Below are 21,976 nucleotides of genomic sequence, written 5' to 3'. Positions count from 1 at the left end.
TGGAGATGGGGACATGAATAAAGAAGTCCTGCTGGTAGCTGAGGCCGTTTCCAACGAGAAAGGCGTCAGCAAGGAAGTGATTTTCGAGGCGATTGAGGCTGCCTTGGCCTCGGCCACCCGAAAGCGTCATGGTGGCGAGATCGATGCTCGTGTGAGCATTGATCGCTCGGATGGCTCCTACGAGACTTTCCGGCGCTGGCTGGTGATTCCGGACGACGCGGAGATGGAGAGTCCCGAGAAGGAGCTTCGTCTCATGGACGCCAAGGATGAATACGGCGATGACGTGGAGCCGGGGCAGTACGTTGAAGAGCCTCTGGAGTCGGTGGAGTTTGGCCGAATTGCTGCCCAGACGGCCAAGCAGGTGATTGTCCAGAAAGTACGTGAGGCCGAACGGGCTCAGGTGGTTGAGGCCTTCGAAGACCGTGTGGGCGAACTGCTCACCGGCCAGGTCAAACGTGTCGAGCGGGGTAACGTCTGGATTGATCTTGGCGGCAACGCCGAGGGCTTTATTCCGCGTGAAGAGATGATTCCCCGTGAAGCTGTTCGGGCCGGTGACCGGGTCCGCGGTTACCTCAAGGAAGTCCGCTCCGAACAGCGGGGGCCCCAGCTGTTCATCAGTCGAAGTTGCCCGGAGTTTCTGGTCAAGCTCTTCGAGCTGGAAGTTCCGGAAGTGGGTCAGGGCCTGATCGACATCATGGGTGCAGCGCGTGATCCGGGGCTTCGTGCCAAGATCGCCGTGCGCAGCAATGATGATCGCATTGATCCCGTGGGTGCCTGTGTGGGCATGCGGGGTTCACGCGTTCAGGCAGTTTCCAATGAACTGTCCGGTGAGCGTATCGACATCATCGTCTGGGACGATAACCCGGCACAGTTTGTGGTCAATGCCATGTCGCCGGCGGAAGTCCTGTCCATTGTCATGGACGAGGACACCAACACCATGGACATCGCGGTGGAGGAAGATCAGCTCTCCCAGGCCATTGGCCGCGGCGGGCAGAACGTCCGTCTGGCCAGTCAGCTCAGCGGTTGGGAGCTGAACGTGATGACGGAGAGTCAGGCCACCGAGAAGAGCGAATCCGAAGCTCGGAGCATCCAGGAAAGCTTCATGGAGAAGCTGGATGTGGACGAGGAAGTCGCCATGATCCTGGTGCAGGAAGGCTTCTCCAGTATTGAAGAGATTGCCTACGTGCCGGCCAGCGAACTGCTGGAAGTGGAAGAGTTCGATGAAGATGTGGTCGACGAGCTGCGTGGCCGGGCCCGGGATGTCCTGCTGCAAATGGCCATCTCCGGCGAGGATGGTCAGGACGAGGAACCGGCCGATGATCTGCTGGGCATGAAGGGCATGGATGAGGCCCTGGCAGGCAAGCTGGCTGAGAAGGGCATCCGCACCATGGATGATCTTGCCGAGCAGGCAGTGGACGATATCAGCGATATCGAAGGACTCGACGAGGATCGGGCCGCGGAATTGATCATGGAAGCCCGTGCGCCCTGGTTCGCCGAGCAGGAAGGTGAGGAGGAACAGTCTTCCCAGTAAGCCCATGAAGGCAGTCTGACTCATCCCGCCGCTCGAGCGACGGGGAATGCGACCGGTTCAGACCGGTCCGGATATTGAGACGAGGAGCTTTGCCGTATGGCGGAAGTGACCGTTAAAGAATTTGCGAACAACCTGGGCGTGTCGGTGGACCGTCTGATGACCCAACTCAGCGATGCGGGCATCGATGTGACCGACCCTGAAGGCACCATCAACGATGATCAGAAGATGGAGCTGTTGGCGCACCTGCAGAAAAGCCGAGGCAAGGCCGCGGACAGTGAGGAGTCGGGGCCAAGCAAGATCACCCTGCGGCGCCGTTCCCGTAGCGAACTGCGCACCTCCGGTGGTCAGGGCCGTGCCAAGACCGTGAATGTGGAAGTGCGGCGCAAGCGGACCTACGTCAAGCGCAAGGATATCCTCGAGCAGGAGCAGAAGAAGCGGGAAGAAGAGCTTCGTCGCCTGGAGGAGGAGAAGCGCGCCCGGGAAGAAGCCGAGCGCCAGGAGCGTGAGGCGCAGGAGAAAGCCGAAGAAGAAGCCCGCAAGGCCGCTGAAGAAGCTCAGGCTGCCGAGGCTGAGACGGTGGAAGAAGCCGGAGCCCCCGCCGAGGCCGAAGAGAGTGTCGATGTGGAAGCCGAGGCGGTGGAAGAAACCGCCGAGGAAGAGAAGTCGGCCGACGAAGAAAGTGAGGCAGATGTCCGCGCCCGCGAGGAAGCGGAGCGGGAGCGCCAAGCCGAGGAAGAGCGCCGCAAGGCCGAGCAGGAAGCTCGCAAGCAGGAAGAAGAGGACGAAAAACGTCAGCGCGCCAAGGCGGCCAAGCCCAAGAAGGACAAGAAGGGTGGCCGTCAGGAACTGCATGTGGCGCGGGACAAGCAAGGTCGCCGCAAACGGGGCAGCCAGGTCCGCCCGACCCGATCGTCCTCCGGTGGTCGTCATGGCTTTGAAAAGCCGGCCGGCCCCGTGGTCCGCGAGGTGGTTGTGCCCGAGAGCATTACCGTGGGCGATCTCGCCCAGCGGATGGCGGTGAAAGCCAATGAGCTGATCAAGGTCATGATGAAGATGGGTGTGATGGCAACCATCAACCAGTCCATTGATCAGGAAACCGCTGCCCTGGTGGTGGAAGAGTTGGGTCACAAGGTCAAGCTGCAGCGCGAGGATGAACTGGAATCCAAGGTGATGGAAGTTCCCACCGAGGGCCAGGAAATCCCCCGCGCACCTGTGGTGACCGTGATGGGCCATGTGGACCACGGCAAGACCTCGCTGCTGGACCATATCCGCAAGGCCAAGGTGGCCAGTGGCGAGGCCGGCGGCATTACCCAGCACATTGGTGCCTACCATGTGCAGACCGACAGCGGCATGGTGACCTTCCTTGATACACCCGGTCACGCCGCCTTCACCGCCATGCGGGCCCGTGGTGCCAAGCTCACCGATATCGTGGTGCTGGTGGTGGCCGCGGATGATGGCGTAATGCCCCAGACCATCGAGGCCATCAAGCACGCCAAGGCAGCTGGCACCCCGATCGTTGTTGCCGTCAACAAGATGGACAAGCCGGAAGCGGATCCTGATCGGGTCAAGAACGAGCTGGCTCAACATGAAGTGATCCCGGAAGACTGGGGTGGTGATACCCAGTTCGTTCATGTTTCCGCCCATTCCGGCCAGGGGATTGATGAGCTGCTGGAATCGCTGGCCCTGCAGGCAGAGCTGATGGAGCTCAAGGCCGTGGACAGCAATGTGGCCCATGGCATCGTCATCGAGTCCAAGCTGGAGAAGGGCCGTGGTCCGGTGGCGACGGTGCTGGTTCAGCATGGCACCCTGCGTCAGGGGGAAGTGCTGCTGGCCGGTCAGGAATATGGACGCGTTCGTGCCATGTTTGACGAGACCGGCAAACAGGTGAAGGAAGCCGGTCCCTCCATCCCGGTGGAGGTCCTGGGTCTGTCCGGTACCCCCGAGGCCGGTGATGACGTCGTGGTGGTTGAAGACGAACGCAAGGCCCGTGAAGTGGCGGCGTTCCGCCAGAGCAAGGAACGGGATGCCAAGCTGGCCAAGCAGCAGGCGGCCAAACTGGACGAGATGTTCCAGCAGATGGGCGAGGGCGCCGATGTGGGCATCCTCAATGTGCTCATCAAGGCGGATGTGCAAGGCAGTGCCGAAGCGCTTTCCGAATCCCTGCAGAAGATCTCCACCGACGAGGTCAAGGTCAAGATCGTGTCCAGCGCCGTGGGCGGCATCACCGAATCCGATGTCAACCTCGCAGCGGCTTCCGATGCGGTCATCATCGGTTTCAATGTTCGTGCCGATGCCTCTGCTAAGCGGCAGGTGAGCGAGACCGGCGTGGACCTGCGTTACTACAGCGTCATTTACGAAGCCATTGACGACGTCAAGGCGGCCCTGTCCGGCATGTTGTCGCCGGAGCTTCGGGAAGAGATCGTGGGCCTCGCAGAGGTCAAGGATGTGTTCCGCTCGCCCAAGTTCGGCAATATTGCCGGCTGTCTGGTGGTGGATGGCGCGGTGCGTCGCCACAACCCGATCCGTGTCCTGCGTGACAACGTGGTGATCTACGAGGGTGAACTGGAATCCCTGCGGCGCTACAAGGACGACGTCAATGAAGTCCGCTCCGGGACCGAGTGCGGTATCGGTGTGCGGGATTACAACGACGTGAAGGCCGGCGACCAGATCGAATGTTACGAGCGTCACGAAGTTCAGCGGACGCTGTAAGGAGCCTGAAGTGAAGGAACCGACGAGTGCCAGGCAGCGCAAGCTGGCCGAGGAAATGAAGCGGCGGCTGAGTCTGATCATCCGTGAGGAAGTGGATCATGACGCTGCCTGGCAGGTTACCGTCACGGATGTGGAAGTGGCCAGGGATCTTTCCCGCGCCAATGTTTGGGTGGATTTCCTGGGCGATCCGCCGGAAGACCTGGTGGAAAGCCTGGACGCCGCACGCAAGCCATTGCGTGCCCGTCTTGGCCGGACCATGTATATCCGTCGCTCACCCGAGTTGTTCTTCAAGCATGACGACAGTCTGGAGCGGGGTTCGGAACTCAGTTCCCTGATTGACCAGGCTGTGGAAAGTGATCGCCGTCGGCGTGGAGATGACGAGGACGAGGACGAGCGTGGGTCGTAGTCGCAAGCGCGGGCGGGACGTTCATGGCGTACTGCCCCTGGATAAGCCGCTGGGAATGAGTTCCAACCAGGCCCTGCAGCGGGTCCGACGGTTGTTCGATGCCCGCAAGGCGGGCCATACCGGCAGCCTGGACCCCCTTGCCAGCGGTGTCTTGCCCCTGTGCCTGGGAGAGGCCACCAAGTTGTCTGCGTTTCTACTGGATGCGGACAAGACCTATGAGTTCGACTGTCAGCTGGGAACTCGCACCAGCACCGGCGATGCCGAGGGCGAGGTGGTGGAATCAGCCGAGGTGCCGACTCTGGATGAAGCGCGGTTGGAAAGCGTCCTGGCTGATTTTCGCGGCGACATCGAACAGATCCCGCCCATGTATTCCGCTCTCAAGCACAAGGGTGAACGCCTCTATCGCCTGGCCCGCGAAGGGGTCGAGGTGGAGCGTGAGCCGCGTCGGGTCACCATCCACGCGCTGAGCTGCCTGGCGATCAATCCGCCGGTGCTGAGCCTGCGGGCCCAGTGCAGCAAGGGCACCTACATTCGCGTCCTGGCGGAAGATATCGCCGCGGCGCTTGGCACGGTGGGCCATGTGAGTCGCCTGCGACGGGTTGGCGCCGGGCCCTACTCTGAAGACGAGCTGGTCAGCCTGGAGGCGGTGGAAGAGGCCGCCGAGCAGGGCCAGGAAGCCCTGGATGCCCTGCTGCAGCCGGCGGATACTGCCCTGGCAGGGTGGGAGTCGGTGAATCTGAGTGCCGACATGGATTGGTATTTCCGCCAGGGGCAGGCGGTTCAGGTGGCCGGAGCGCCGGTGGCCGGTCGGGTCCGCGTTTATGCGGAAGATCGGGGATTTCTCGGTATTGGCGAGATCCTGGATGATGGCCGGGTGGCGCCGAAGCGCCTGCTTCACACCGGTTGATAGGATTCGGGGCGGCGCCTGGGCGCCGTCCCTTGTGACGCCAGGGGCCGCGGGCGTAGAATAGGCGGCTTGGGACGGCCCAGGCGGTGGGCGTGACAGCCACTGCGGGGTCCGGGTAGTGAATGCGGTTTCGGGATGTGCCCGAACCGGGATTCAGAAACCCTTTGCGCAACGCAAAGTAAATCAGGAGTTAAACAGGCAATGTCTCTGAGTGCAGAAAAGAAGCAGGAAGTGGTCCGTGAATATGCCCGCGACGAGAAAGACACCGGTTCCCCGGAAGTGCAGGTCGCGCTGCTGACCACTCGAATCAATGAGCTTACCGAACATTTTTCCCAGCACAAGCACGACCATCATTCTCGTCGTGGTCTGCTGCGCATGGTGAATCAGCGCCGCAAGCTGCTGGATTATCTCAAGCGGAAGGATCGCAGTCGCTATCAGGACCTCATCAAGCGCCTGAATCTGCGTCGCTGAACTACAGGCAACGGGTTAAATTATCGTGAAAGCAATCAGCAAAACATTCAATTACGGTGGTCATGCGGTGACCATGGAAACCGGCCGCCTTGCCCGCCAAGCGGATGGCGCGGTGCTGGTCAACATGTCCGAAACGGTGGTCCTCGTGACCGCCGTGGGCCAGAAGGAAGCCGATCCCGGTCGTCCCTTCTTCCCCCTCACCGTCAACTACCAGGAACGCACTTATGCCGCCGGCCGTATCCCCGGCGGTTTTTTCAAGCGGGAAGGTCGTCCCAGCGAGAAGGAAACACTGACTTCGCGCCTGATTGACCGTCCCATTCGCCCGCTGTTTCCCAAGGGCTTCATGAATGAGGTTCAGGTCATTGCCACGGTGATCTCCGTGAATCCCGAAGTGGATCCGGATGTGCCGGCAATGCTCGGCACCTCTGCCGCCCTGATGCTCTCCGGCATTCCCTTCAACGGGCCCATCGGGGCTGCCCGTGTGGGTTACCGCGACGGCGAGTACCTGCTCAACCCCAATGCCAGCGAGCTGGAAGAATCCGACCTGGACCTGATGGTGGCCGGTACCGATAAGGCCGTGCTCATGGTGGAGTCGGAAGCGAAGGAGCTGTCCGAGGAAGTCATGCTGGGTGCGGTGCTTCATGGTCACGAGCAGATGCAAACGGCCATCCAGGCTATTCGGGAACTGGCCGATGAAGCCGGCAAGCCCCGTTGGGAATGGGAGCCGGAGGCTGAGGACACCGAACTGGCTGGCAAGGTGGAAGAGCTGGTTCATGCCGATCTGGACGGTGCCTATCAAATTGCCGACAAGCAGGAACGCAACGAGCGTTTGAGTGAAATTCGCGCCAAGGCCGTGGCCGCTCTGGTTCCGGAAGGCGAGGATGAACCCAAGTGGTCCGAGGGTGAGGTCAAGTCGGCAGTGGGCAATCTGGAGAAGAAGATTGTCCGTGGTCGCATCATTGCCGGCGAGAAGCGCATTGATGGCCGTGATACCCGTACGGTGCGTCCCATCAACGTGACCGTTGGCGATCTGCCCCGGACTCACGGTTCCGCCATCTTCACCCGCGGTGAAACCCAGGCCATGGTGGTCACCACTCTGGGTACCGGTCGCGATGCACAGATCATTGATGCCATTGAGGGTGAGCACAAGCAGCCCTTCATGCTGCATTACAACTTCCCGCCTTACTGTGTGGGTGAGACCGGCTTCATGGGCGGCCCCAAGCGGCGTGAGATTGGTCACGGCAAGCTCGCCAAGCGCGGTGTTCAGGCCGTGATGCCGGACATGGACGAGTACCCCTATGTGATTCGTGTGGTCTCCGAAATCACCGAATCCAACGGCTCCAGCTCCATGGCTTCCGTGTGCGGCACCAGTCTGTCCCTGATGGATGCCGGTGTGCCCATCAAGGCCCCGGTGGCCGGTGTGGCCATGGGCCTGATCAAGGAAGATGCCGGCCATGCGGTTCTGACCGATATCCTGGGTGACGAGGATCACCTGGGTGACATGGACTTCAAGGTTGCCGGTACCGAAGCGGGTGTCACTGCTCTGCAGATGGACATCAAGATCGAGGGTATTGATCGGGAAATCATGGAAGATGCCTTGGCTCAGGCCAAGGATGGGCGTCTGCACATCCTTGGCGAGATGAACAAGGTCATCTCCAAGCCCCGTGAAGAAATGTCCGATTGGGCGCCCCGCATCCTGACCATGAAGGTCCATACGGACAAGATCCGCGATGTGATCGGCAAGGGTGGCGCCACCATCCGCAGCATTACCGAAGAGACGGGTGCCAATGTCGATATTGCCGACGATGGCACCATCAAGATCGCTTCGGTGGACCGCGCTGCCGGTGAAGCCGCCAAGAAGATGATCGAAGACATCACGGCCGAAGTGGAAGTGGGCAAGATCTACGAAGGCAAGGTTGCCCGCATCATGGACTTCGGTGCCTTTGTCACCATCCTGCCTGGCAAGGACGGTCTGGTGCACATCTCCCAGCTCGCGGAAGAGCGAGTGGAGAAGGTGTCGGACGTGGTCCAGGAAGGTGATGTGGTGAAGGTCAAGGTTCTGGAAGTGGATCGCTCCGGCAAGGTACGCCTGAGCATGAAGGCGGTCGACGCCGCCTGATCCAACTGCATGGATCGAAGCTGAAACCGCCCCGGCTTTGTCCGGGGCGGTTTTTTTGTGCTAGCTGATTTCAAACGCCGTAATCAAATGCCCGGTTACCCGCTCTTCCAGCCACCAGCGTGGCCGCCAGGGCCAGCGACCGGTAACGAAGCCCACATGGCCGCCCCGGGGGCTGATCTCCACTTCCACATGGTCTGATATCTCCCGCTCGCTCGGGACGATATCAGGGCGCATGAAGGGATCATCCAGGGCATGAAGAATCAGGGTAGGGCATTGGATGCGAGTCAGGAAGGCAATGCTGCTGCTGCGCTGATAATAATCCTCGGCATTGTCGAAACCGTGCAGGGGCGCGGTGATGGCATTGTCGAAATCATGAAAGCTTTTCAAACCATCCAGGGCGTCAAGGGGGAAGGGCGCATCATCACGTCGGGAGAACTTGGCCCGGTAACTGGCCTTCATACGCCGCATCAGGAATGCGTTGTAGACCCGGGAGCTGCCCTGTCGAATGGCATGGGCGCACTGGGAGAGGCGGAAAGGCACTGACACGGCTACTGCCGTTGTCAGGGGGCAATCAGCGCCACGCTCCCCTAGCCATTTGAGCAGCAAATTCCCGCCCAGGCTGTAACCCACGGCGGCCAGGGAGACGCCGGGGCAGTGCTTTTCCACATGAGAGACCACCGCTTCCAGGTCTTCGCTGGCGCCGGAGTGGTAGCCGCGCCGCAGACGGTTTGCCTCTTCGCTGCAGCCCCGAAGATGCATCACCACGCCGCGGAGGCCGGCATTCACCAATGCCCGAAGTTGGCCGGCGATATATTTGGACTGTAGTGAGCCCTCGAGACCATGGATAAGAATGACCATCGGCCCGTGGTCCGGGCCGGCCCAATCCAGGTCGAGAAAATCGCCGTCTGCCAGCGTGATTCGCTCGCGCCGTGTGTCAACGCGGGGATAGGGCCGGAGGAGATTCTGGTAGATCGTCTGCGCATGGGCATTGCGGGCCCACCAGGCAGGCCGAAAGCGGCTGGCCTTGATCACGTCATGTCCCCCTGATTCAATCAGCCGCCACTGTCGGGCTTGATTCGATTGTCGATGAGATTGTCCACCACACCGGGGTCGGCCAGGGTGCTGGTATCACCCAGTGTATCAAGCTCATCGGCCGCGATCTTGCGCAGAATGCGGCGCATGATCTTGCCCGAGCGGGTCTTGGGCAGACCCGGTGCCCACTGAATGATATCCGGCCGGGCAATGGCGCCAATCTCGTCGCGCACCAGATCCATCAATTCATCACTGAGCTCGTCGCTGCCTTCCTTGCCTGCCATCAGGGTGACGTAGGCATAGATGCCCTGGCCCTTGACGTCATGGGGGTAGCCCACCACGGCCGCTTCGGCCACAGCAGGGTGAAGCACCAGGGCGCTTTCCACTTCCGCCGTACCCAGGCGATGACCGGAAATATTGAGGACATCGTCAACCCGTCCGGTAATCCACCAGTAGCCGTCGGCGTCCCGGCGGGCACCATCGCCGGTGAAATATAGGCCGGGGTAGGCGCTGAAATAGGTCTGAGCGAAGCGCTCATGGTCTCCGTAGACCGTCCGCATCTGGCTTGGCCAACTGCCCTTGATGACCAGATTGCCGGCGGCTTCTCCCTCCAGCTCTCTTCCATCGGCATCCATCAATGCTGGCTGGACGCCGAAAAAGGGCCGGGTGGCGGAGCCGGGTTTGAGATCCGTGGCACCTGGCAGCGGCGCGATCATGATGGCGCCCGTCTCGGTCTGCCACCAGGTATCCACCACCGGGCAGCGACCATCGCCCACCACCTGGTGATACCAGTTCCAGGCTTCCGGGTTGATGGGTTCCCCCACCGTTCCCAAAATGCGCAGGCTCTTGCGGCTGTACTGCTGGACAGGCTCATTGCCGGCACGCATCAGTGCACGGATGGCGGTGGGGGCGGTGTAGTAAATGTTCACCTGGTGGCGGTCGACAATGTCCCAGTGTCTGCTGGCATCCGGATAGGTCGGCACGCCTTCGAACATGAGGGTGGTTGCGCCATTGGCCAATGGGCCGTAGACAATATAGCTATGCCCCGTGACCCAGCCCACATCGGCGGTACACCAATAGATATCCTCTTCGTGATAATCAAAGACATAGTGATGGGTCATGGCGGCCTGGAGAATGTAGCCGCCCGTGCTGTGCAGTACCCCCTTGGGCTTGCCGGTGCTGCCGGATGTATAAAGGATGAACAGGGGGTCCTCGGCGTCCATGGGTTCCGCTTCGCAGTGGGGCTCCATGTCTTCGACCAGCTCATGGTAGTCAATGTCTCGATCAGGACTGGAGGGCACCTCTGCGCCGGTGCGGCGCAATACCACCACGGTTTCCACGCCGGGACATTCGGTGACTGCCTTGTCGGTGTTTTCCTTGAGGGGGACAATCTTGCCACCGCGAACACCCTGGTCGGCGGTGATCACCAGTTTGCAGTCGGCGTCCAGAATCCGGTCACGCAGGGCGTGGGGTGAGAAGCCGCCGAAGACAACGGAGTGAATGGCGCCGATGCGGGTACAGGCGAGCATGGCGATGGCGGCCTCGGGGACCATGGGCATGTAGATGCAAACCCTATCGCCCCGCCGGACCCCCCGGGCTCGCAGGCCATTGGCGAGGCGGCATACTGCTTCATGGAGTTCGCGGTAGCTGAAGCGGCGGGTGTCACCCGGTTCATCACCTTCCCAGATGATGGCGGTCTTATCGCCGCGTGTTTCCAGGTGACGGTCGATGCAGTTGTAGCTGACGTTGAGCTCGGCCCCTTCGAACCAGCGGATTCGCGGTTCCTTGAAGTCCCAGTCCATGACGCGATCCCAGGGGCGGAACCAGTGGATGAATCGCTCGGCCTGTTCGGCCCAGAAGGCCTCTGGGTTTTCAATGGAGCGGCGATACATGGCCTCGTACCCCGCCTTGTCCAGATGTGCCCTGGAAGCGATCTCCGTCGGTACCGGATAGAGCTCGTCGTTGCCGTTAGCCATGGGGGACTCCAAGCCTGTGAATGGGACTCTGCCCTGAAGCTTAGCGCACTGCCTGCCTTCGGCCCAAGCTTCTGGGCATTAGGCTGTATAGGGCAGATTTCGAACGTAGGGGTTCTTTAGTGGCGGTGGTGAGATGTGACTCGGCTTCGACGCCGATTGGTTTCGATGGGGCTAGGGCCTTTCGCTGTCAGCGATGGATTGCGTGGGTGGGCTTTGAGTAATGACAGGTTTTCCGGGCGGCCTCGATCTGTCTAAGGCCCTTCGAGATCGGTGACGGGGGCGTTCCGGCCCAGGTTCTGGTGGCCTTGCTCAAGGACGCCGTAAACCCATCCCTGGGGGCTCTGGGTTCGGCATCCTGCCTCACACAGCCCTGAGCAAGGCCACCAGAACCTGGGCCTACCTTTGGAGGTTGTCACCTGAGCCGTGCTAGTGGAGAGTTTTGTTCAGTCTTTCGCCTTGGTGGCACCTGGCAGCTCTTGTTCGCGAATGAATTCGCTCCCACGGGGGCATTAGCGTATGCCAAAGCCGCCGTGGGAGGGGGTATATCCGCGATTTCAACGGCCGAATCGAAGGCAATCTGCTCACATTTCAGAACACACCCTCAGCAAGCACAGCCCAGGTGACCCCCAGCAAAGGTAGGCCTAGGTGGCGACAGGCCTTTCCAGGACTGTGTGAGCCAGGATGGCGAACCCAGAGCCCCCAGGGATGGGTTTACGGCGTTCCTGGAAAGGCCTGTCGCCACCTAGGCCGGAATGCAATCCGTCACCGGCAACGCAGGGTACTGACCCCAATCAACGCCATTCGAAATGACCGAAGCGCCCCCGTCACCAGCATCCAAGGGCACTAAGCTATTCGATGCCCACCAACGCAAGCCCTCAGCCCACCGCCGGCACCTCGCCGATTACATCGCGGCCCTGCAGCGGCTCACTATCCCAATGCTCCAGCGCCCACGCCCAGATCTCTTCCAGCGTAGCGCCTTGCAGGGGCTCGGGGATCGCCTGGCCGAGGGTGCGCAGGGCGTGGAAGAGGAGGGCGGGGGCCTGGCCGGTGTCCAGGCCGGTGGCGCCGGTCTGTTTGCTGAGCTTTTGGCCTTCCCGGTTAAGGATAACCGGCAGATGGGCGTAGCAGGGCGGGGTCAGGCCCAGGCAGTGCATGAGGTGAATCTGGCGCGGGGCGCTGTAAAGCAGATCAATGCCACGCACCACATGACTGATCTCCCCATCACCGTCATCCACCGCTGCGGCAAGATGATAGGCAAACAGCCCATCCGCACGACGAATGACGAAATCCCCCATCTGCGCTTCCAGGTCCACTGCTATCGGGCCCTGGTAGTCATCCTTGAATTCGATCTGGGCCTCATGAGTGGACAGGCGGATGGCGCGGCCTTCCCGTCCCGGTGGCATGCCGTTTCGGCAGGTGCCGGGATAGATCGGCCCGTCCACGCCCTCGCGGGCGACGGCGCGCACTTCCCGGCGGGTGCAGGCGCAGGGATAAGCCAGGCCGCCCGCCAGCAGCTGCTCCAGAGCTGCCTGGTAACGGTCCAGGTGGGTGGATTGGAGAATGATCGGCCCGTCCCATTCAAAGCCAAATGCTTCCAGGGTGCGGGGTATCTCGTCGCGGGCGCCGGCTGCCTCACGGGGCGGGTCGATGTCGTCAATGCGGAGCAGCCAGCGGCCTCCGTGGCGGCGCGCTTCCAGATAGCTGGCGGTGGCGGCGAGCAGGGAGCCGAAGTGCAGCGGGCCGGTGGGAGAGGGGGCAAAGCGGCCGGTGTAGGGGGTCCGGGAAACGGCGTCTGACATGCGGCTGTCGGAGCCTCCGGCGGGTTCGGTGATCCGACCCCGGCGACTGCCGGGGCCGGGCAGGACCTGAGAATCTTGCCGGCTTGCTAGCCGATCATCTGCTTCTCGCGAATCTCGTCCAGGGTCTTGCAGTCGATGCACAGCGTCGCCGTGGGGCGGGCCTCAAGCCGGCGAATGCCGATCTCGATGCCACAGGAATGACAGAAGCCGTAATCGTCTTCCTTGATCGCCTGCAGGGACTCGTCGATTTTCTTGATCAGCTTTCGCTCCCGGTCACGGGCCCGCAGCTCGAGGCTGAACTCGGACTCCTGGGTGGCGCGGTCACTGGGATCGGGGAAGTTGGCGGCCTCGTCCTGCATGTGGTGGACGGTGCGGTCGACTTCCTCCATCAGATCGTATTTCCAGGCCAGCAGAATCTGACGGAAATGCTCCCGCTGGTCCTCGTTCATGTACTCCTCGCCCTTGCGAGGCTCATAGGGCTTGATGCCCGTATCCGCGGCCACGGTACCGGCGGTCACCGTCTTCTTCCTGGTCGCCTTCTTGCTGGCGGCCTTCTTCGCGGCTGTCTTTTTCGCGGCGGTCTTCTTGGCGGTCTTTTTCTTCGTCACGGTCTTTTTCGCGGCCTTTTTCCGGGTCGATGTTTTTTTCTTGCTGGATTTCTTTGCAGCCATGGCCCTTGACTCCCCATGCTGAAAGCGGCTTTCAGCCCTGCAACCGGTCAGGCCCGGGGCAGGGTTCGGTGGTTCATCCCTGATCTCCGATGCAAGTGATGGCGATAGCCGATCAGTGGCAGGTTATACAGAAAGGGCACGGGGCACGCAAGGTGCCATGGCCGCTCAGGCCTCAGGGCAGTTCAACCGGCGCAGGGGCCTGCCAGTCCGGCGCCCGATGCTCGGCCACCACTTTGGTCCAGATGCCGCCCCGGACGTTGAAATCGCCGGTCACGCGCATGAACTTGGGCGAAATCGTGGCCACCAGATCGTCCAGGATCTGATTGGTCACATCCTCGTGAAAGGCGCCTTCGTCGCGGAAGGCCCAGATGTAGAGCTTGAGGGACTTCAGTTCCACACAGAGCTCGTCGGGGACGTAGGCCAATTCGATGGTGGCGAAATCCGGCTGGCCGGTCTTGGGGCAGAGGCAGGTGAATTCCGGAATTTCCATCCGGATGGTAAAGTCACGGCCGGGCCTGGGATTGGGAAAGGTTTCCAGGGTCTTGCTGGGAGTGGTGCTCACGATGTGCTCCGCTGTCGGGAAATGGATGTCACTGGCTGAGCGGGGGCAGTGATCGGATTCTTCGCCGCCCGCCCGGAACGGGATTAAACCGGACCCGGCTTTACATTACAATGCCGGGATTGTTTTGGCCCCAGAGCCCGGATTATTTCGGCCCCGGCCGCGAGCATCGCCGCGCGGGGCCCCTGAATGACGGAAAATTCATGCGACTGAGCAAGATCAAACTGGCCGGATTCAAATCCTTCGTCGATCCGACCACCATCACCTTTCCCACGCCGTTGACCGGCATCATCGGTCCCAACGGCTGTGGCAAATCCAATGTCATCGATGCCGTGCGCTGGGTCATGGGGGAGAGCTCCGCCAAGCACCTGCGCGGTGATTCCATGGCCGATGTGATCTTCAACGGCTCCACCAGCCGCAAGCCGGTGGGCACCGCCTCCATCGAACTGGTCTTCGATAATTCCGACGGGTCCGTGGGCGGGCAGTACGCCGGCTACAACGAGATTTCCGTGCGTCGTCAGGTGTCCCGTGACGGTACCTCCAGCTACTATCTCAATGGCTCTCGCTGCCGTCGGCGCGATATTCAGGATATTTTCCTGGGGACCGGCCTGGGTCCGCGCAGTTACGCCATTATCGAGCAAGGGATGATCAGCCGTCTCATCGAGGCCAAGCCGGAAGAGTTGCGGGTGTTTCTGGAAGAGGCCGCGGGGATCTCCAAGTACAAGGAGCGCCGGCGGGAGACCGAGAACCGGATTCGCCATACCCGCGAGAACCTGGAACGCCTCAGTGATCTGCGCGAGGAGGTGGAAAAGCAGCTCAACCACCTGGACCGCCAGGCGCGCACCGCCGAGAAATACAAGCAGCTCAAGGCCGAGGAGCGGGAGCTGCGGGCTCAGCTGCTGGCCCTGCGGGTGCGGGAGTTGGATGGCGGTCTGGAGAGCCAGGACCGTCGCCTGGCCGAGATCGAGAACCGCATGCAGGCCGAGATCAGCCACCAGCGGAGCCTGGAAAAGGAGCTGGAGGCAGAGCGTGAGCGTCAGACCGAGGCCAGCGAGGCCTTCAACGAGGTACAGGCGCGCTATTACAGCACGGGGGCGGAGATCACCCGGGTCGAGCAGGCCATCCAGCATGCCCGGGAGATGCGTCAGCGTCAGTTGGAGGATCTGGAGCGCGCCGAGCATGCCCTGGAGCAGACCCGCAACCATATCCGCCGGGACGAAGAGTATCTCAAGGATACCGAAAGCGGGCTGGCAGAAATGGAGCCGGGCCTGGAGCGCCTGCGGGAGGCCGCCGAGCAGTCCGTGAGCGCCCAGGAGCAGGCCGAGAAGCGGCTGGCCGAGTGGCAGGAACGCTGGGACAGCTTCAGCCGCCGTGCGGGTGAAGATCAGCAGACCGCCGAAGTCTCGCGCACCCGGATCGAACACCTGGAAACCCAGGTCCGGCGTCAGTTGGAGCGGGTGGAGAAGATTCGCGAACAGCGGGATCAGCTATCCACCGAAGCCATGCGCCGTCAGGAGCAGGAGCTGGGCGAGGAGCGGGATCGCCAGGGCGAGCGACATGATGCCCTGTCCGACTCCCTGGAAGGTCACCGTGAGGCCCTGGAGAGCGCCCGTGGCCAGGAGCGGGAGCTGAGTCGTCGGCTGCATGAGCGCCGCAATGAGTTGCAAAGCCTCAATGGCCGGATCAGCTCCCTCGAAGCCCTGCAGCAGGCAGCGCTCAACAAGGACGGTGGCGGCAATGCCGAATGGCTGAAACAGCAAGGGCTGGCAGAGCGGCCCCGTCTGGCCGAGCGTATCCGCGTCTCGGAAGGCTGGGAGCGGGCGGTGGAAACCGTGCTCGGCCATCACCTGGAGTCGGTCAGCGTGGACGATGTGTCCATGGCCCTGGACGAGTTGCCGGGGCTTGAGTCCGGACAGCTGGGTCTGGTTTCGGCCGCTGATGGCCAGTCGGCCGCCGCCGATGCCGAGCATCTGGCAGCCAAGGTCGAGGGGCCGGCCGTGATTGGCGAACTGCTGTCCGGCGTTCGGGTCGCCCACAATCTGGAACAGGCCCGACAGCAACTGCCCACCCTGGCTGCCGGGGAGTCGGTGGTCTGCCGCGACGGCACCTGGCTGGGCCGGCACTGGGTCCGGGTGGTGCGGGCCGAACAGTCTGAAGACAGTGTGCTCAAGCGCGAGCAGTCCCTGAAGTCGCTGCAGGCCGATCACGAGACCCTGGAAGCCGAGTGCGAGACCCTGGCGGAATCCCTTGAGGCGGCCCGTGGTGAGGTCAAGGAGCGCGAGGCCGGTCTGGAAGACGCCCAGCGTGAGTTCAACCAGCTCCACCGCAGCATCTCCGATATCGATGCCCGGCTGGAGTCCCTGCGCTCACGGATCTCTCAGGCGGACGAAAGACGGGAAGCCCTGAGCCGGGAAGAAAGTGAGCTGGAAAGCCAGCTCGAGGAACAGAATCGCCAGTTGAAAGAGGTCCGCGGGCGCCTGGAAACCAGTGTCGATGCCATGCAGGCCGGTGAGGACGAGCGTCGTGAGCTGGAAGCCGAGCGGGCACAGATTCGCGAGGCCCTGGAAGAAGCCCGGCGCAAGGCCCGTGAGGATCAGCAGGCGGCCCATGAACTGGCTCTGAAGGTGGAATCCCGCCGCTCCAGCCTGGAGTCCACCCGGCGTGGGCTGGAGCGCATGCAGGCCCAGCTTGAGGAATTGTCAGAGCGTCGCTCCAGCCTCAGTGAAGCCCTGGACCAGGATGAGAATCCGGTGGCCGGTCAGGAAGAGCAACTGGAGCGCCTGCTGGAACGGCGCAAGCAGGTAGATGAGGAACTGGCGTCTGCTCGCCGCCGGATGGAGGCCATCGATGCGGACATCCGTGAGAAGGAGCAGCAGCGGGTAGAGCACGAGCAGAAGGCCGCCGAGCTGCGTGGCGAGCTGGAGAAGCTGCGACTGGAAAGCCAGGAGGCAAGGGTGCGCCGGGAGACCCTGGTGGAGCAGCTCAACGAACTGGAGACCGATCTGGAGACGGTGGCCGCCTCGCTGCCGGAGGATGCCTCGGTCAGTGACTGGAATGAGAGTCTGCAGGCCGTGGAGCGCCGCATCAGTCGACTGGGGAATATCAACCTGGCCGCCATCGACGAGTTCCGGGAACAGTCCGAACGCAAGCAGTATCTGGACACCCAGTATGACGATCTCACCGAAGCCTTGGAGACCCTGGAGTCGGCAATCCGCAAGATCGACCGGGAAACCCGGACCCGCTTCAAGGAGACCTACGACAAGGTCAATGCCGGGCTCAAGGAAACCTTCCCGCGTCTGTTCGGGGGCGGTCACGCCTACCTGGAAATGACCGGCGAGGATTTGCTCGATGCAGGCGTTGCCGTGATGGCGCGGCCGCCCGGTAAACGCAACAGCAGCATCAGTGCCTTGTCGGGTGGTGAGAAGGCGCTGACCGCGGTGTCGCTGGTGTTCTCCATTTTCGAATTGAACCCGGCACCCTTCTGCATGCTGGACGAGGTGGATGCGCCCCTGGATGATGCCAATGTGGGTCGTTTCTGTGACCTGGTGAAGGAAATGTCGGAACGGGTCCAGTTCATTTTCATCACCCACAACAAGATCACCATGGAGCTGTCCAATCAGCTGTTGGGTGTGACCATGAATGAACCCGGTGTCTCCAGGCTGGTCTCGGTGGATGTGGATGAAGCCGTGGAAATGGCCACGGCCTGAACAGAGAATGCGTATTGTTCCAGGGTCTGGGCCCCAAGGTGTGGGCACCCGGGGCCTGGGGATTTCCCAGCGGTATGCGGCCTTCGAGCGTGGCCCGCTGAACTGTGAACCAGGGTGGAGAATGGATGCCGGAGCTTAGGCTGGCACTGATCGGACTGGGTGTCGTGCTCGTGATCGCGGTTTATGCCTACACGCGTTGGCAAGGCCGTGAGCGGGAGCAGTCGCTGCATCGGCCGCCGCGTCCCTCGCAGCGGGTGGACAGTGATGAACTGCCTCGCGTCAAGCTGCGGCCGGAGGCCGGTGAGGCGGTGCCTTCCGAGCCGAAGTCGGGCGTTGAGGAGGATGAACTGCCCAGTCTGCGTCCGGAGACGCCGGCGCTACGCCGGGAGAGCCGTGCGGCCGCTACAAGCCCTGAACCGGAATCCCCGGAACGATCGGACCGGGCACTTGCCCGCGGCCTGGGTCGTCTTAGAGAGCGCCTGAGGGATCTGGGCGCGGCGGCGGAGGAATCAGCACCGGAGCCGGATGTCCGCGACGATCACCAAGCCGATGGGGCCCTGGATACCCAGGCCGGGGATGAGCCCGAGCTGCCGGAATACAACCCGAATTCCCAGAAGATTGTTTCTCTGCATGTCAGAGCCGTGGGAGAGCAAGGACTGGAAGGGGCCGGACTGCGTCAGTTGCTGGAACAGGCCGGAGCTCGCCACGGTCAGTATCAGATCTTTCATCGCAGTGAGCGGGATGAGCAGGGCAAGCTGGCGCTGCTGTTCAGCGTGGCCAATATGGTTGAGCCCGGTCATTTCGATCTGGCGGAAATGGATTACAGTCACTATCGGGGTATTACCCTGTTCGCGGTACTGCCGGGGCCATGGCCGGGGGTGGAGACCTTCCATGAAATGCTGAGCCTGGCTCATCAGGTTGCCGAAACCCTCGGCGGCGATGTCCGGGATGAAGCCCGTAACCCCTTCTCCCGGCAGCGTGCCACCTATATCGAAGAAGAAATCACCGAGTTCGAACGGCTGCGCCGCCAGGTGCAGCGTCAACCTGCCGGGAGTCGCTGATGAAGCAGGGGAGCCGGGAGGCGGCCGCCCGTCGCGTGGCGGAGCTGCGGGAGCAGATCCAGCACCACGATCATCGCTATCACGTCCTTGACGAACCTGAAATCCCGGATGCCGAATACGATGCGCTGATGGCCGAGCTCCAGGCCCTGGAAGCCGAGTTTCCCGACCTGCAAAGCGCCGATTCCCCCACCCGCCGTGTCGGTGGCGAAGCCGACAGTGCCTTTGCGCCGGTCCGCCATGAAAAGCCCATGTTGTCTCTGGACAATGCCTTTGGGGCGGAGGACCTGGAGGCATTCGATCGCCGGGTTCGGGAACGCCTCGGGCATTCGTCTGCGGTGTCCTACCACGGCGAACCCAAGCTGGATGGGCTGGCAGTCAGCCTGCTTTACGAGGACGGTGAGCTGGTTCGAGCGGCTACCCGGGGTGACGGTGAAACCGGCGAAGATGTGACTCACAGCGTGCGGACCATTGCCCAGGTGCCGGTGGTTCTCGAAGGCAAGTATATTCCCCGTCGGTTGGAGGTGCGGGGCGAGATCTTCATGAGCCATGAAGGTTTCGAGAAGCTCAATACGGCACAACGCAAGCGGGGCGAGAAGACCTTCGTCAATCCCCGCAATGCAGCGGCCGGCAGTGTGCGGCAACTGGATGCCCGGGTCGCCCGGCGGCGGCCTCTGGAGATCTTCTGTTATGGCATCGGCATCATCGAGGGTGGGCCCACGGTTAACACCCAGACCGACTTGCTTTCGGCACTGGCCGATTGGGGCTTGCCGGTTTCCCCGGAAGGTCGTCGTCTTGATGGCCTGAAGGCCTGCCTCGATTATTACCAGGCGATTCTCGAGCGCCGTGAGTCGCTGGATTACGATATTGATGGGGTGGTCTTCAAGGTGGATCGCCTCGACTGGCAGGCGAGACTCGGCCAATTGTCGAGGGCACCGCGCTGGGCCATTGCTCACAAGTTTCCGGCCCAGGAGAAGACTACCGTACTGCGCAATGTGGAGTTCCAGGTTGGCCGCACCGGGGCGATTACCCCGGTGGCCCGCCTGGAGCCGGTCTTCGTCGGCGGGGCCACGGTCAGCAATGCCACCCTGCACAACATGGACGAGATCCGCCGCAAGGACGTGCGCATTGGCGACACCGTCATTGTCCGTCGGGCCGGGGATGTGATCCCGGAGGTGGTGGCAGCGGTCACCGATCGCCGTCCCCCGGAAGCGGCAGTAATCGAGTTTCCCGAGCAATGCCCCGTCTGTGGTGCCGATGTGGTCCGCGAGCCCGGGGAAGCGGTTCATCGTTGTACCGGACGCATGAACTGCGCCGCCCAGCAACTGGAGACCCTGCGTCATTTCGTCTCGCGCACGGCGCTGGATATCGAGGGGCTGGGTGACAAGAGCCTGGCCCGATTCTTTGAGAGGGAATGGGTGCGCCGTCCTTCTGACATCTTTCGGCTCCACGAGCGAAAGGCCGAGCTGCTGGCCCTGGATGGCTTCGGCGAGCGCTCCGTGGAGAAGCTGCTGGAGGAGATCGAAGCCAAACGGCGAGTGACGCTGGGGCGCTTCCTGTTCGCCCTGGGCATTCCCAGCGTGGGCGCCACCCTGGCCAAGGGGCTGGCCAATGCCTTCGGCCGTTTCCAGTCGATTCGCAAGGCCACCATGCCCTTGCTGCTGTGCGTGCCGGATATCGGGCCGGGGGTGGCCGGGGCCATCCGGGATTTCTTCGACGATGAAGGCAATGCCCGGGAAGTGGACCGCCTGTTTGAGCGCTCGGATGGCATTGTTCTCAGCGACGAGGCCGATTTCAGTCCCGATTACGTCCACGACATTACTCTGCAGTCCCTGCTCAAGGCCCTGTCCATCAAAGGGGCGACCGGCAAGCGGGTCGAGACCATCGCGGCTCACTGCCCGGATTTCACCGCCCTGTGGCAGTTCCAGGCGGGCGACAGCGGGGATGAGAAAACCGACCAGGCCATTCTCAAGGCCCGTCGCGCCCTGGAAGACGCCAATATGCGTCCGATTCTGGATGAGACTGAGTCCTTGCTGCGGGAGTGGGGCATTCACTGGACGCAGGACCGCTCCGACTATCAGCAGGCGGCAGACGAGTCGCCGCTGGCGGGCAAGACCTTTGTCCTCACCGGTACCCTGGCTGAGATGACCCGTGACGAGGCCCGGGCGGCCATTGAAGCGGCGGGGGGCAAGGTGACCGGCAGCGTCTCCAGTCGCACCGATTACCTGGTAGCCGGCGACAAGGCCGGTTCCAAGCGGGACAAGGCAGAGAAGCTTGGCGTGCCCGTGCTTTCCGAGGACAAGCTCAAGGCCCTGCTGGCGGGAGAGTGACCCAGTGGGCTAGCCCCTTTGGTCAGCCTGGTTGATTTGGGAATTCCCGGTCACGCAATGATTGTCGCGAAATGCTTGGCAAGGCCATACATTGGGGGGTAGTCTGTTCAGTTGGTGTGTGTCCCGGCGGAGGACAGCCTTGCAACATAATCGGGTAAATCTTTTTCTGCCCGCCATGGCAATACTCATGTCAGCGTGCGCCGGCACCCAGGTGCCCCCCTACGGCATCCGGGAGGGCGAGCTGCCGCCGTGCGCCGACGCCCGTACCTGTCTGTCCAGTCATCCCGATGAGCGGGAGGTGGCGCAGGCGGATGTGCTTGAGTATGACGGGACCCGCAGGGAAGGGCGTTCGGCCCTTGCGGCCGTGATCCAGGGATTCCCTGGCGCTCGGATTGTATCCAGCCATCGAACCTATTTGCGGGTGGAATTCACCGGCTCGGTCTTTCGCGAGGGCGATGAGTTCTACTTTCAGTCCGAGACCATGGTCGACGAGGTGGAATTCTACTTCCCGCCGCAACGCAACATCATTCATGTCCGCGCCGCGGCCCGCGCCGGCCCCATCGATCGTGATCGAGGCCGTGATCGCTTCCGGGCCCTCCAGACCCTGATCCGCGAATACCAGGATCGGAGCGGTCAGAGCAGCCTGCGACTCTGATTGTCGCGCCTGAAACCGGCTCGAAAAAAAGCGCCCCGCGGGGCGC

Annotated in this window: 15 protein-coding genes; 10 read left to right on the top strand and 5 right to left on the bottom strand. The window is 62.2% G+C overall.

The genetic code is table 11. The features are described from left to right. The first annotated feature begins 13 nt into the window (after positions 1 to 13). From nusA to pnp, 6 genes are all read left to right on the top strand, one after another. Positions 14 to 1,531 (top strand): transcription termination factor NusA, encoded by a 1,518-nt coding sequence (gene nusA, locus VCB98_RS08225; RefSeq protein ID WP_346051589.1) that lies wholly within the window; start codon positions 14 to 16, stop codon positions 1,529 to 1,531. Between the two features lie 96 nt (positions 1,532 to 1,627). Further along, on the top strand, positions 1,628 to 4,240 hold the full coding sequence (infB, locus tag VCB98_RS08220; protein WP_346051587.1) for a translation initiation factor IF-2: 2,613 nt from the start codon (positions 1,628 to 1,630) through the stop codon (positions 4,238 to 4,240). A 10-nt stretch (positions 4,241 to 4,250) separates the two neighbouring features. Then, a complete protein-coding gene (gene rbfA, locus VCB98_RS08215) occupies positions 4,251 to 4,646 on the top strand; it encodes a 30S ribosome-binding factor RbfA (protein WP_346051585.1) in 396 nt (131 codons plus the stop codon). Next, on the top strand, positions 4,636 to 5,553 hold the full coding sequence (truB, locus tag VCB98_RS08210) for a tRNA pseudouridine(55) synthase TruB (protein ID WP_346051583.1): 918 nt from the start codon (positions 4,636 to 4,638) through the stop codon (positions 5,551 to 5,553). Before rbfA ends, truB begins: the two co-directional genes overlap by 11 nt. 201 nt (positions 5,554 to 5,754) lie before the next feature. After that, positions 5,755 to 6,024, top strand: coding sequence for a 30S ribosomal protein S15 (gene rpsO / locus VCB98_RS08205; RefSeq protein WP_346051581.1), 270 nt, complete (start codon positions 5,755 to 5,757; stop codon positions 6,022 to 6,024). Between the two features lie 25 nt (positions 6,025 to 6,049). Next, positions 6,050 to 8,143, top strand: a complete 2,094-nt coding sequence (gene pnp / locus VCB98_RS08200; protein ID WP_346051580.1) for a polyribonucleotide nucleotidyltransferase — start codon at positions 6,050 to 6,052, stop codon at positions 8,141 to 8,143. 60 nt (positions 8,144 to 8,203) lie between these two features. Here the strand turns inward: pnp and VCB98_RS08195 are convergent, their stop codons facing one another. From VCB98_RS08195 to queF, 5 genes are all read right to left on the bottom strand, one after another. Beyond that, positions 8,204 to 9,175 (bottom strand): hydrolase, encoded by a 972-nt coding sequence (locus VCB98_RS08195; protein WP_346051578.1) that lies wholly within the window; start codon positions 9,173 to 9,175, stop codon positions 8,204 to 8,206. Positions 9,176 to 9,195: 20 nt separating this feature from the next. Next, complete coding sequence (gene acs, locus VCB98_RS08190) at positions 9,196 to 11,151, bottom strand: acetate--CoA ligase (RefSeq protein ID WP_346051577.1); 1,956 nt, start codon at positions 11,149 to 11,151, stop codon at positions 9,196 to 9,198. An 875-nt stretch (positions 11,152 to 12,026) separates the two neighbouring features. Further along, complete coding sequence (gluQRS, locus tag VCB98_RS08185) at positions 12,027 to 12,950, bottom strand: tRNA glutamyl-Q(34) synthetase GluQRS (protein ID WP_346051576.1); 924 nt, start codon at positions 12,948 to 12,950, stop codon at positions 12,027 to 12,029. Positions 12,951 to 13,036: 86 nt separating this feature from the next. Continuing rightward, complete coding sequence (gene dksA / locus VCB98_RS08180; RefSeq protein WP_406672111.1) at positions 13,037 to 13,621, bottom strand: RNA polymerase-binding protein DksA; 585 nt, start codon at positions 13,619 to 13,621, stop codon at positions 13,037 to 13,039. Positions 13,622 to 13,793: 172 nt separating this feature from the next. Continuing rightward, positions 13,794 to 14,183 carry a preQ(1) synthase gene (gene queF / locus VCB98_RS08175; protein ID WP_346051575.1) on the bottom strand — a complete coding sequence of 130 codons (390 nt, stop codon included), beginning with the start codon at positions 14,181 to 14,183 and terminating at the stop codon, positions 13,794 to 13,796. 200 nt (positions 14,184 to 14,383) lie between these two features. Here queF and smc point away from each other — a divergent pair, with 200 nt between their 5' ends. From smc to VCB98_RS08155, 4 genes are all read left to right on the top strand, one after another. Beyond that, complete coding sequence (smc, locus tag VCB98_RS08170) at positions 14,384 to 17,887, top strand: chromosome segregation protein SMC (protein ID WP_346051573.1); 3,504 nt, start codon at positions 14,384 to 14,386, stop codon at positions 17,885 to 17,887. A gap of 125 nt (positions 17,888 to 18,012) precedes the next feature. Next, positions 18,013 to 18,948: a cell division protein ZipA gene (gene zipA / locus VCB98_RS08165; RefSeq protein ID WP_346051571.1), complete on the top strand. Its 936-nt coding sequence runs from the start codon at positions 18,013 to 18,015 to the stop codon at positions 18,946 to 18,948. Beyond that, positions 18,948 to 21,275 (top strand): NAD-dependent DNA ligase LigA, encoded by a 2,328-nt coding sequence (ligA, locus tag VCB98_RS08160; RefSeq protein WP_346051569.1) that lies wholly within the window; start codon positions 18,948 to 18,950, stop codon positions 21,273 to 21,275. Before zipA ends, ligA begins: the two co-directional genes overlap by 1 nt. Positions 21,276 to 21,462: 187 nt before the next feature. Then, the gene (locus VCB98_RS08155; protein WP_346051567.1) at positions 21,463 to 21,930 is read left to right on the top strand and encodes a DUF1499 domain-containing protein; all 468 of its coding nucleotides are present in this window, start codon (positions 21,463 to 21,465) and stop codon (positions 21,928 to 21,930) included. The last annotated feature ends 46 nt before the right edge of the window (positions 21,931 to 21,976 follow it).

The organism is Natronospira elongata, assembly GCF_034931365.1.
In the GTDB taxonomy this organism is placed as follows: domain Bacteria; phylum Pseudomonadota; class Gammaproteobacteria; order Natronospirales; family Natronospiraceae; genus Natronospira; species Natronospira elongata.
This window is presented reverse-complemented; position numbering and strand designations above follow the sequence as displayed.

Excerpts from the sequence above, each read along its gene's own strand:
- ligA (WP_346051569.1), top strand. The coding sequence starts at position 18,948 with ATGAAGCAGGGGAGCCGGGAGGCGGCCGCCCGTCGCGTGGCGGAGCTG.
- acs (WP_346051577.1), bottom strand. The coding sequence starts at position 11,151 with ATGGCTAACGGCAACGACGAGCTCTATCCGGTACCGACGGAGATCGCT.
- nusA (WP_346051589.1), top strand. The coding sequence starts at position 14 with ATGAATAAAGAAGTCCTGCTGGTAGCTGAGGCCGTTTCCAACGAGAAA.
- zipA (WP_346051571.1), top strand. The coding sequence starts at position 18,013 with ATGCCGGAGCTTAGGCTGGCACTGATCGGACTGGGTGTCGTGCTCGTG.
- infB (WP_346051587.1), top strand. The coding sequence starts at position 1,628 with ATGGCGGAAGTGACCGTTAAAGAATTTGCGAACAACCTGGGCGTGTCG.
- smc (WP_346051573.1), top strand. The coding sequence starts at position 14,384 with ATGCGACTGAGCAAGATCAAACTGGCCGGATTCAAATCCTTCGTCGAT.
- dksA (WP_406672111.1), bottom strand. The coding sequence starts at position 13,621 with ATGGCTGCAAAGAAATCCAGCAAGAAAAAAACATCGACCCGGAAAAAG.
- gluQRS (WP_346051576.1), bottom strand. The coding sequence starts at position 12,950 with ATGTCAGACGCCGTTTCCCGGACCCCCTACACCGGCCGCTTTGCCCCC.
- VCB98_RS08155 (WP_346051567.1), top strand. The coding sequence starts at position 21,463 with ATGTCAGCGTGCGCCGGCACCCAGGTGCCCCCCTACGGCATCCGGGAG.
- rpsO (WP_346051581.1), top strand. The coding sequence starts at position 5,755 with ATGTCTCTGAGTGCAGAAAAGAAGCAGGAAGTGGTCCGTGAATATGCC.